The organism is Candidatus Arthromitus sp. SFB-turkey (assembly GCF_001655775.1).
Classification (GTDB): domain Bacteria; phylum Bacillota; class Clostridia; order Clostridiales; family Clostridiaceae; genus Dwaynesavagella; species Dwaynesavagella gallinarum.
In genome coordinates, this window is record NZ_LXFF01000012.1 from 37528 (window position 1) to 49638 (window position 12111).

General features: G+C 27.7%; 8 protein-coding genes. All 8 read left to right on the forward strand.

Going from position 1 to position 12111, the window contains the following annotated elements:
• Positions 1–172 precede the first annotated feature (172 nt).
• The 8 genes from A6P36_RS01795 to sigF all read left to right on the forward strand — a co-directional run bounded on the left by A6P36_RS01795 (position 173) and on the right by sigF (position 12089).
• A complete protein-coding gene (locus A6P36_RS01795) occupies positions 173–3268 on the forward strand; it encodes a DUF4214 domain-containing protein (RefSeq protein WP_066760496.1) in 3096 nt (1031 codons plus the stop codon).
• A 143-nt stretch (positions 3269–3411) separates the two neighbouring features.
• Positions 3412–6768 (forward strand): DUF4214 domain-containing protein, encoded by a 3357-nt coding sequence (locus A6P36_RS01800; protein WP_156507953.1) that lies wholly within the window; start codon positions 3412–3414, stop codon positions 6766–6768.
• Between the two features lie 107 nt (positions 6769–6875).
• Positions 6876–8633, forward strand: coding sequence for an ABC transporter substrate-binding protein (locus tag A6P36_RS01805; protein ID WP_066760497.1), 1758 nt, complete (start codon positions 6876–6878; stop codon positions 8631–8633).
• Positions 8634–8652: 19 nt separating this feature from the next.
• Positions 8653–9591: a M28 family metallopeptidase gene (locus A6P36_RS01810; protein WP_066760498.1), complete on the forward strand. Its 939-nt coding sequence runs from the start codon at positions 8653–8655 to the stop codon at positions 9589–9591.
• A 120-nt stretch (positions 9592–9711) separates the two neighbouring features.
• Complete coding sequence (locus A6P36_RS01815) at positions 9712–10368, forward strand: hypothetical protein (protein WP_066760499.1); 657 nt, start codon at positions 9712–9714, stop codon at positions 10366–10368.
• 150 nt (positions 10369–10518) lie between these two features.
• The gene (gene spoIIAA / locus A6P36_RS01820; protein ID WP_066760500.1) at positions 10519–10854 is read left to right on the forward strand and encodes an anti-sigma F factor antagonist; all 336 of its coding nucleotides are present in this window, start codon (positions 10519–10521) and stop codon (positions 10852–10854) included.
• Positions 10855–10864: 10 nt separating this feature from the next.
• Positions 10865–11320 (forward strand): anti-sigma F factor, encoded by a 456-nt coding sequence (gene spoIIAB / locus A6P36_RS01825; RefSeq protein ID WP_066760501.1) that lies wholly within the window; start codon positions 10865–10867, stop codon positions 11318–11320.
• A 7-nt stretch (positions 11321–11327) separates the two neighbouring features.
• Positions 11328–12089 (forward strand): RNA polymerase sporulation sigma factor SigF, encoded by a 762-nt coding sequence (gene sigF / locus A6P36_RS01830; RefSeq protein WP_066760502.1) that lies wholly within the window; start codon positions 11328–11330, stop codon positions 12087–12089.
• Positions 12090–12111: the final 22 nt, after the last annotated feature.

Consider the following 12111-nt stretch of genomic DNA (forward strand, 5'->3'; position numbering starts at 1 on the left):
AAAAATGACCATTTTTTTTATGAAAAAATGTGAATATAAAAAAATAAAAAGTTCATAATAATTTTATCAGTATTTAATAAAAAACTGATATATGTTTATTTTTTAAAATTATTTATTTTTATAAATGCTATTTTATTTAATTAATTATTTTTTTCGGAGGTTTAAGAAGGTTATGAATAGAAAAAAGATTGCACTTCTATTGACTGGATTAGTTGTTACCTCAAGTATGTTTACTGGATGTATTTCATCAAGTGATAATAAAACATCTGAAAATAATTCGAGAGTTGCTCAAGAAGAACCAATTTTAAAGAGAGCATCTGAAAGAACAGTTACAGAATATAATCAAGATTCACTAAATCAATATCCAGATGTTGCTTATGCAGATGATATTATTGATAATTCTATAGGAAATGAAATGAGAAAAGATTTGAATTCATTTTCTACAGAAAATCAATTTGATAATGTACAAAATTATGAAAACAGCACAAATAAAAATGATATGAATTTAAGTGATGGAAATTTATTTGATACAACAACACAAGATTATCAAATGAATCCATCAGATGAAATAATAACAAATGATCAAATATATAATTTTGAAAATTCAACAACACAAACTCCAATTAACGGATTTTCAAATGTTATTGAAGATGACTATTATGAAAATAATTTAAATCAAAATGAAGTAGCAAAAGATAGTGAAAATTCACTAAATTTACAAATTAATCAAGATACAAAAATGCAAAGCAATTTATATGGTACACCAAAAGCTCCAGTAGAAGAAGGAAAATTAGTTGGACAGGTTAGTGTTGTAAAAGTTAAAGGAAGTTCAGAAATAACAGGAACTAAACCACAAGGTGTTGCAGAGGTAAGCTTTAAATTATCTGGAGATATATTAAAAGCAACTCATTCTTCTGAAGCATTAAGTACAATTTTACAGAATGCTTACGAAGAAACAAGAAAAGATGCTAATACTGGTTATGGTGGTTCACCAACAACAACAGCAAGAGAAAAATTACAAGCAGCGTTAGCAGCAATATTTGCTCCAAGTGATACTGTAGTTAAAATGATTTTTAGATCTAATGATGGAGCTGTAAGAACTATACCATTTAAAGCAACTGATATGTTTCCAAGTAATTCTACAGCACCAGATTATGTTAGACGTATAATTGACTTAGATGCAACTAGTGGACAAACTAGAGTTTCAAGAAGTGTGAATGCATCAGATATGGTAATAAAGATGATGATTAGAGTAGCTACTCCAAATGGAACTAATGAACTAAAAACTAATACAGATTATACTTTTGTAGGAACAGAAGGAGATGCTAATTTAAAAACAATTCAAGTAGACAGTACAAAACAAGAGTTAATAGGATTCACTATTCCTAATTTTAAAACAGGAAAAATACCTACTAAAATGGAAGCTAAAGATGATAGTGGTTCAGTTATATATGAAGCAACAAGTGCATCATCTGCAGGAACACAAAAGACTGATTTTTATTTGAGTCAAGCAACAGGAAACACTTATATAGATATGAAAAAATTAATAGATGCTACTAGTAAAATTGAATCACTTGGAACAGGAATAAGATTTAAATCAATAATTTTCAATGATACAGATAAAACCATTAATAAGGTGGAAGTTGAAGATGACAGGGGAACAAAATATCCTGCATCATTAGTGTCTGTTGACTCAAATAAACCAGAATCAGGTTCATATTTAGAAGTAACAGGATTAAAAAGAGATACGCCTTATATATTTACAAAACTTCATATAACTTATAAGGCTGGTAGTGAAAATGAAACTAAAACAATAGCTTTTGCAAATTTTGATACTTCAACACTGGCTATAAATAATTTACCAATAAGAACAACAGCGTTTTTAGGACCACAGTTAGCATTAGGAGCAGCTCATAATGCAAAAGTTAAACTTCCTGGTGGATTAGATGTTGAAGCTGTTAAAAATGATAGTACTGCTTTAAGATATATATTTAAAGTTGATAATCCAGAAGGATTTGTTGGAGATGTTAGAGTAAATGGATTAAGAGCTGGAGAGGAAAGTAAAGTAGAAAAAATTGTAGATGAAACATCTAAAGTTAACTACTATGTAGTTACGCTTTCTAATTTAACAAAGAATACTGATTATGGATTTGTAATACTTGAAATAGATTATAAAGATCCAGATGGAAAAGAATTAGTTGGTAGACAAGCTTTAGGTGATATAAATAAAAGTGGTACTGGAGTTACAGATAATAAAACAGAAACTACAGATTTAACAGGAACTCAGGCATTTAATGTAGTTGTAAATGAGAGTGTTACATCAAAAAATGCTAGAAGTACAGAAGTACCAATATTTATTGATGACCTTCATGATAATTTTGTAAGAATAGATTTTACAGCTCCAAAAGATAATCCAGATGCTAAAGTTGTTTATGAAGATGGTAAATTAAAATTTACAGACTTAAAACCAGAATCAAATACAGTATGTAAAGTTGATTTTGTTTATAGAAGTGAAAGTAGTGCAGAAAAAAGTACAACTTCAGAGGTTAAGGAAGAAAAAATTCCAAAATATATAAAAATAAGTACACCAAAAGTAGCAGACTTAGATATAAAAACAGCAACTGTTAAAGCAAAAGCAACTGAAGCAGAAGTTAAGTTTGAACTTTATTCAGAAGCGAAGTCACCAGTTAAAACTGTAGTTGTTAAAGAAGATAAAGAAAAAGAAATAAAATCAACATGGAATAAAGAAACAAATACTTTAAAATTAGAAGGATTAACAGAAAAAACAGAATATAAAAATTTAAAAGTAACATTTACTTTGGAAAATGGTAAGACAGTTGAGCATACTTTAGATACTTTCACAACTGAAGCTGAAGAAGTTAAGCCAACAGGAAAAACTGCTGAATTTGTATCAAGAGTTTATAAGATAGCATTAGGAAGAGAGCCAGAAGTTGAAGGATGGGAATTCTGGATTAAGAAGTTAGAGAATAAAGAGATTTCTGCAACAGAATTTATTGCAGAGAACTTAATGACTCAACCAGAATTTGTTGATAGAGAATTAAGTAAGAGAACTTTTGTTACAACAATGTATTCATTAATAGTTAATAGAGAGCCAGATGAAGAAGGACAAAAATATTGGGAAAGAAAGTATGATGAATATAGAAGAACAACAGGATCAATTGAAGAGTTGAGAATAAAAATTGCTAGAGAGATGATGGATCAACCAGAGTTTAAAGAACTTGTAACTCAATTGAATTTAAAATATTAATACTAATATAGGAAGTAAGGAGAAGGTTTAAAAATCTTCTCCTTTATTTTTTGAAATAAAATTCATAAAAGAGGAATAATTGAAAAACAAAAATATACAAATGATTATGAAAGCAATAATTTTAAGGAAATTTAAGAAAGTTTATGATAGACGATAAAAAAGATTTAAAATTTAATAAATCATCAGAGGAAGAATTGGAGTTAAATTATGAAGACACGTCAAGTGTAAAAGATGCAGATAATAATGAAGTAAATACTGGTTCACATCAAGATTTTTTTGAACCACTTAATGAAGAAACATATGCAGAGGATACTGTAACTAAGGAAGAAGTAGAAGAGGTAACAGACGCAAAAAAGTTAGAGGAAGTAGCAGAGGTAGTAGAAGCAGAGAAGATAGAGGAAGTATTAGAAGTAGTAGAGGAAATAGAAGAAGCAGTGGAATTAGAGGAATCAGAAGTAATAGAGGCAGAAGAAGTTGAAGAAAATGAAGAAATATCAGTAGAAAGCGAAGATGAGGTAGTAGAAGTAAATGATGAATTTCCTTCATCAGCATCAGGATTGGAAACTGATATGACACCGACATCAGATGAAAGTATAGAACCTCCTTCTTTAGATATGGAAGATGGTTATGAAGTTGGTACTGAATTAGATGAATATGGAAATGTTGTTGAAGTGTTTGCATCAGTAAATGGTAGAAGTGTAACTCCGTTTACTTTAAATGATACGCGTTTACCTTCTGCAGTTACAAAACCGGTTGGAACAGTTTCTCATTTCGGAGAAACAAAAGGAGGTGTGGACTTTAGTATAAGTACTACAGCAACCAATATACATGATAGATATAAATTTCAAGGAACTGCTAAACCAAGTCTTGTATTTACTGGAGAAATTTTAGATGCTAGAGCTACAGTATCTTTAGTTAGTACATTTGATGGAAGCGATATTGTTCTACGGAATACTACAGGTTCTGTTATTAGTGGTACTTTAAGAGAATTTTTAATAAGAGCTGCTAATGAAAAAATTGATGAAATAAATGGAACTAAAGTTGATTCTGTTTCATCTATTGATGACAGAACTTATTTAACACTTGCTTTAAGTTATATACTTTCAGCAAATAATGCTACTGCAAGTAATTTAGGATTATCATTAACATTTAAAGATTTAGATTCGGTTATACCTAAACAAACAACATTAGATTTTGTAGCTAGTACTATTTTTACTACTGGATTGGATATTGTAAAAAATATAGTAAATGAAGATTCTTTTGTTAGCAATAGAGATGGAATATCTAAAAATTCTAGAAATGTATCTAATATAAATTTAAATCCTGAAGGAATATCAGTTAATATTGATTTAAAAGTAGAAAAACCAGAAAACGGATTAAAAACTAATACTAGATATGAGTTTGTTGCACCAAATAGAGATTTAGTATTTTTTCCGATTGCTGATAGTACTGTTAGTCTTACAGCTAGTGCTATTAATTATGTTGAAGGACTTACAATGACTCCGTTTAAAACTGGTAAACAACTCCCATTATTTGAAACATTATCTGTTGTAAATAGTACTACTTTAGCTGTATCAGGAATGATTGCGTTAGAAGAAATTACTTCAACTACGAGTGTTGTTTCATACGTAGATTTTAATAGTATTGATGATACTACTTATTTGGATTATGATGATATGATTTCGGTTGGGGCTTCAAATGTTGCATTGAAAGTTGGTGGTACAACTGTTAGATTTAATACGTTTAAGATATATGATTTGGATTCTACAATAACTAAGATTGAAGTTGAAGATGATAGAATGGATAAATATCCAGTAACCCTTATTCCAGTAGATTCTAATGATTCTAAAAAAGGTGCAAATCCTCAAATAACAGGACTTCAAAGAAGTATGCCGTATAATTTTAGGAAGCTTCATATTACAGCTCAACCGGAGAGTGAAGTAGTAACTAAAACTTTAACATTTGCTACTTTTAGCGTTAGTGGTACTAAAGTGACAGCATTACCTACACATAGTCATGTTATTAGAACTACAGCTTTTTCTGAACCAATTTTATTTATAGAATTAGATTCAGATAAAGCTTTTGTAAGTACAACAACTGGAAATCCTTCAAGTTCATCTTCTGGTTCTGCAGTTCCAGTATTTATACCAAAGTTTGAAGTTGAATTACCAAATAAAATTAAAATGCCAGTTGTTACAAATGATAAAACATCACTTAGATATGTTATTGAAGTTGAAAAATCGGATATAACTGTTAAGGATTTGATTGTTAATGGTCTTAAAGGAAATGAAAAATATAAAGTTGAAAAGATAGACGGAAAAGATATAATTTACTTTATTGTTACTTTAAGTGAATTATCTGAAAAAAGGGATTATGGATTTTTAATATTGGAGCTTAGTTATATAGATTTAGATGGAAGAGATCTTGTTACAAGACAGGTTTTAAATAAAATAAATAATATAACTCACTTAAATATAGGTAGTCAAGCTCCGTTTGTGTTAACTCAATTTCCAGATGAGACACAAGATAATACAACAGGACCAGAATTGATGGGTAATGCAATATTTAATGTAACACTTTTTGAAGCGACAACTCTTGAAGCTAGAAAAGCAGAAATTCCATTGTTTATTGATGATATGAATGGAAGATTCTTAAGAATGGAATTTAAGAAGCCTGAAGGTAATCCAGCAGTTGAAGTAGAGTTAGAAGGAAGCATTTTAAGGTTTACAAATTTAGAGCCAAAAAGTGAAGTTGTATATAAGTTGGATTTCATATGGAAAGATAAGGATAATAAAGAGCAAACATTATCTAAATATGCAAAAATATCTACTCCAGCAGTTCCAGCAGTTGATGTAAAAGGTACAACTATAACAACAACTTCATCTACTGCAGAAATAGTATTTGAATTGTTCTCACATCCAAAATCAACAATATCTGGTGTTACTTTAAGTGATGAAAAAATTAAATTTACTTGGAATAGAGATAAATTAACTCTAAACTTAGAAAGATTAAAACCAAATACAGAGTACAAGGATTTGGAAATAACTTTCAAGTTAGAAAATGGACTAATAACAAAATACAAAATTGAAACATTTAAGACAAAAGAAGAAGTAAAACCACCAACAGGAAATGTTGCAGATTTTGTAGCTAGAATTTATGAAGCTGCACTTGGAAGAAAACCAGAAGTTGAAGGATGGAGATTCTGGGTTCAAAAATTAGAATCTAAAGAATTGTCTGTAACTCAATTTGTTTATGACTTAATGGCTCAAGATGAATTTGTTAATAGATTCTTGAGTAAAGAAGATTTCATAAAAATGATGTATATAATAGTTGTTGGAAGAGAGCCAGAAGAAGAAGGACAAAAATATTGGGAAAGAAAGTATGATGAATATAAGTTGCAAGAACCATCATTAGCAGATTTAAGAAGAAGAATTGCTACTGAAATGATGAGTGAACCAGAATTCAAAGATTATGTAACTAAAATTGGATTAAAATATTAAATTTTTGAAATAGAGAAGTATTCTTACTTCTCTATTTTATTTTTTTAAATAAAATCTATTTTTACAGTAAATACTATAATTACTATAAATTATGGAGGCTCTATGTAATGTTAGATTTTAGAAGATATGTTTTATTATTTGCGTCTATTATTTTTGTGATTTCTTTGTTTACGTCTTGTGGTAAATCAGATAATAATAATGGAAATAAAATGAAAGTTGATAATATTTATAAGGGCAGTGGAAAATTTGATAGAGATACTTTATATATAAGTGCTCTTAATGTGGATACACCAACAAATGACTCTCTTGTAAAGCATGATATTTTAAATGTTGGTATTAATTCCATAAGTAGAAGAAGTTTTAATCCGTATTTTGCAGAATCAAAATGTGATGTATATATTATTGATTCATTGTGGGAACCACTTATGAAAAGAGGGTATGATGGAGAATATTATCCCAATATACTAAAACAACTTCCAACAGTTTCGGAAGATAAAACTACATATTTATTTTCTCTTAGAGAAGATTTAGCTTGGGAAGATGGAACAAAACTTACTACAAAAGATATTGAATTTACATATAAATTTTTGATGGATAATTCTTATAGTGGTTCTTTTGATCGGGAACTTTTAAATATAAAAAATTGGTTGGAATATAAAGATGGAACGGTTGATTATATATCAGGACTTGAAATTTTAGATGATTATAATTTTAAAGTTATGGTTGAAACACCAAACGTTTATACACTGGATTTACTTAATATATACCCCCTTTCATTTTCTTATTATGGGCAGTATTATTATCAAGGAGGTTCAAATCAATTAGAAAGTGTTGATATTAGACCTTTTGGAAATGGAGTTTTTAAATTTTTAGGATATGAAGAAAATAAGTACTTAATTCTTGAGTCAAATTCTTTCCATTTTAAAGGAAAATCTAATATTAGTACTCTTACATATAAAGTCATTGATATGAAAAATTTTATCAATGACTTAACTTCTGGAAATGTTGATATAGTCAGAGATGTTTTTTTAAATGATGAAAACCTTTTAAAAATTTCTAAGGTGGAATTTTTAAGCGGATATATTTTTCCTAGTTATAGATACGCATCTATTGGAATAAATCACAGTAATTCTATTTTAAAAGATGTGAATGTTAGAAAAGCTATTAATTTGTGTATAGATAAAAGTGAAATTGTAAAAAAAATATCGGATAACAATTTAGATATATTAGATGCTCCTATTGATAGAAATTTTTATAACTTATTTTATGATAAAGATGAAGTTAACAATGATTTTAATAAAAATACTGCTATGAGTTTTCTTGAAAAATCAGGATGGAAAAAAGGATTAAATGGTTTTCGTGAAAAAGAGGGGCAAAAATTGGAGTTTAAATTTTTAATTGAGAAAGATGATTTAATTGTTTCGAAAATTTTTACTTTAGTAAAGAAAGATTTGGAAAGTATTGGAATTAGTGTTGTTAGTGAAGAAGTGGATAAAGAAATTTTTAAGCTTAATTCTAAGGATATGAAAAATATACCTGCACTTTATGATTTGTTTTTGATGAATCCAAATTTTAATTTTGAATCTAATTGGTTTAAAAGTTTTTCAACAAATGGAATGAACAATTTTTATTATTATTCAAATTCTTATTTAGATGAACTTCTTTATAATATTTCTGTTGAATTTGATATTGATAAAAGTAAAGAACTATATCAAAAGGCGTATGAAACTATTAAAGAAGATATTCCGATTGTTGCTTTATTTCAGGAAAAACAATTTGACGTATATAATGGACGAATTCTTGGCATAAATTCTGCAAATATTTTTAAGACATTTTATTATGACGAAATAATTTTGAAAAAATAGTATTTTTGGAGATGGTATTTTGAAAAAATTTGTAGCTATGGTTTTTGTGCTTTTGTTTATTGCTAACGGGACAGCAAATGCTATAGAAAAAAATTATGGAGATATTGCTTATGGGCATTTGTTAAAATTTTCGCTGCTTGGTAATAGAGCTCTTGTTACACAAAGTGAAAAAAATTCTAGAGATTACATAATAAATACGCTTCAGAAAATGGGATATAAATCTAAAAATTTAAAATTTAAAGTTGAGAATTATGATACCTATAATATTGAAGTAAATAAAAAGGGAAAAGATACATCTAAAACAATTATTTTAGGTGCTCATTATGACGGGAGAATTGAGGGAAATGCTTTTGATGATAATGGTTCAGGTATTTCTATTTTGCTTGAGTTGTGCGAAATTTTTAAGGATATAGATTCACCGTGTAATTTAAAATTTATATTTTTTGGTGCTGAAGAAATAAATATTTTAGGTAAAGGTCTTCATGGTTCATATAATTATGTTGAATCTCTAAGTTCAAGAGAGAAGTCTAAAATTAAATATATGATAAATCTTGATACTCTTGCATCTGGTGATAAAATGTACGTTTATAATTCATATAAAGATAAAGAAGTTGATGAATTTAGCAAAGAGATATTGAAGAAAATTAAAGAAGTGTCTGAAAATATAGATATTAATATAAATTTTAATTACAATGAAGAGGGAAACATAAGTTTTACTAATACAAAAAGTGATTATTATCCTTTTTTTGAAAATAATATTCCATTTTTGTATTTTGAATCAACAAATTGGGAGGCAGGAGAGAATGACGGACGTTCTCAAACAGAATTATTAGGAAGAATTATACATTCTAGAATGGATAATATGATATTTTTAGAAAATATTTTTAATGATAGAATAAAAGATAGGTTAAGAAGCTACGTTGAGCTTGTAAAAGAATTAATATTAAGTGAAGTATAAAAGGTCTTTTTAAGATCTTTTATTTTTTTATGCAAAATTATTATTGAACAAAAAGTTAAAAATATGTTACAATGATATAAATATTAATAAGTTTGGTAATATTTAAGGAGTTTAAAACTTATGAAGTACCTAGAGACAAGAAAATTATTTTTATTTAATATGGTTAATGAATATTTAAAGTTGTTAGATTATATGGAGGAAGATTATAACCATAAATTATTAATTGAGAAGGTTAATAAATTTTTCTCAAATATATCTAAGAGTTTTGTAGAGATTATTTTTAAAATTGTGGTTGAGCATACTAGTAAATTAGAGCTTAATTTTTTCGGTGATTCTAGGACAATTGGAATTAATCATATTAAAAATATTTACAGGGGTATAATAAGTAATTCTGATGTTAAGAAAATTTTAGAAAATATAAATGTTTGTGTTAAAGATTTAGATTGTAACAATAAATTTGAGATTAAAAAATATGGACAACTTGTAGATTTAATTGAAGAGTTAGATTTTTTGTGTATGTTTGAATTGTATTCTTATCTTTTAGGAGAGGATGTAGAAGGTGTTTTAAGTTTTATTTTAAATAAAATAACTGAAGATGCTGTAGATCCTGATGAAAGTAATGCGGATGTTATTAATGAAAGAGTTATGTATCAAATTGAAAGTAAGATAAGATTATTTAAAAAGCTTTATGATGATGAGGATATTGATTTAGTAGCGAAAAATGAAGATCATATTATCTATGAAATAAATGATGTTTTAAAAATAGTTTATATCTAATGATGGTGTGCAATATATGTTGCACACTATTTTTTTATTATCATATTTCGAAAAAAATTGAATATTAATATTGAATTTAGATAAATAATATTGTAAAATTTTTACATATTCAAGATATCCCAAATTAATTTTTGGAAAGGATGTTTTTTTTTGGAAGTTTTTTGTGAAGAGCAAAACAATACTATTGTAGCGTATCTTAATGGAGAAATAGATCATCATTCAGCTGAATATATACGTATAAAAATAGATTACTACATAGATACTTCCACTTCTAAAAATTTAGTTTTTGATTTTAAAAATGTTTCGTTTATGGATAGTTCAGGTATAGGAATAATTATTGGTAGACATAAGAAGATATCAGCAAAGAATGGACAAGTTTTTATAGTTAATTTAAACAAAACAATTAAAAAGGTTATTGAATTATCAGGTATTACTAAGATTGTAAAAATACATAGTGATTTAACAGAGGTTTTAAATAATGCTTAGGGGGATTTGTATGCAAAATAATATGAGTTTAACTTTAAGTAGTAGATCTAGTAATGAAGGCTTTGCTAGAGTTGCAGTTGCTGCGTTTATTGCTCAGTTAGACCCAACGCTTGAAGAAATAAGTGATGTTAAAACAGCAGTTTCTGAAGCTGTTACAAATGCTATAATACATGGGTATAATGAGGATGAGAATACAAGTATAAATATAAATGTTAGTATAGAAGATGGATTTAAAGATACTCATGGAAATGATAGTTATAGGGTGGAGATAAGTATCATAGATAATGGTTGTGGAATAGAGAATATATCTCTTGCGAGAGAGCCATTATATACTTCAAGACCTGACCTTGAGCGTTCTGGAATGGGTTTCTCTGTTATGGAAAGTTTTATGGATGAATTGTTTGTAGAAAGTAGTAAAAATAAAGGGACTCATATTAAGATGGTAAAGTATATAAAAGTAAGGTGATTGTATAATGGCACAAGAAAATATTGTCTCTGGTAATGTGCTTCGTCATGAGGAAAATGACGAGCTTCTTAGGCGTGCAAAAACCGGAGATAAAAAAGCTGAGGATTTACTCTTAGAAATTAATTTACCATTAGTTGCATCACTAAGTAAAAAGTTTTTGGGTAGAGGATATGATTATGATGATATCTATCAAGTAGGAGCACTTGGACTTATTAAAGCTATTAAAAACTTTAATAGTGAATATAATGTCAAGTTTTCTACATATGCAGTTCCTATGATTTTAGGTGAAATAAAAAGATTTTTAAGAGATGACGGAATTGTCAAAATAAGTAGAAATGTAAAAGGGATATCGAGAAAAATAATGTTTAAGCGTGATGAGCTTACAAAAGAATTAAATAGAGAGCCAACAGTTCATGAACTTGCTGAGTATACAAAACTTAGTGTGGATGACATAATTTTAGCAATTGATTCATGTTCAAGTACTCAATATTTGTATGATACTGTACATCAAGATGATGGTTCGCCAATACTTTTAATCGATAAAATTGAGGAAAAAGTTTCTGATGATTCTCTAATATTAAATAAACTTGTTTTAAAAGAAATGATAAATAAGTTAGACGAAAAAAGTAGGCAAATTATAATGCTTAGATATTTTAAAGATAAGACTCAAATCCAAGTAGCCTCCTTACTTGGAATTAGTCAAGTTCAAGTTTCTCGCATTGAAAAGAAAGTTTTAACAAAGTTAAAAGGTATTTTAAAAGAATATTAATTTTAGAGAAAAAGAAAAGGAT

Excerpts from the sequence above, each read along its gene's own strand:
- A6P36_RS01800 (WP_156507953.1), top strand. The coding sequence starts at position 3,412 with ATGATAGACGATAAAAAAGATTTAAAATTTAATAAATCATCAGAGGAA.
- A6P36_RS01805 (WP_066760497.1), top strand. The coding sequence starts at position 6,876 with ATGTTAGATTTTAGAAGATATGTTTTATTATTTGCGTCTATTATTTTT.
- sigF (WP_066760502.1), top strand. The coding sequence starts at position 11,328 with ATGGCACAAGAAAATATTGTCTCTGGTAATGTGCTTCGTCATGAGGAA.
- A6P36_RS01815 (WP_066760499.1), top strand. The coding sequence starts at position 9,712 with ATGAAGTACCTAGAGACAAGAAAATTATTTTTATTTAATATGGTTAAT.
- A6P36_RS01795 (WP_066760496.1), top strand. The coding sequence starts at position 173 with ATGAATAGAAAAAAGATTGCACTTCTATTGACTGGATTAGTTGTTACC.
- spoIIAB (WP_066760501.1), top strand. The coding sequence starts at position 10,865 with ATGCAAAATAATATGAGTTTAACTTTAAGTAGTAGATCTAGTAATGAA.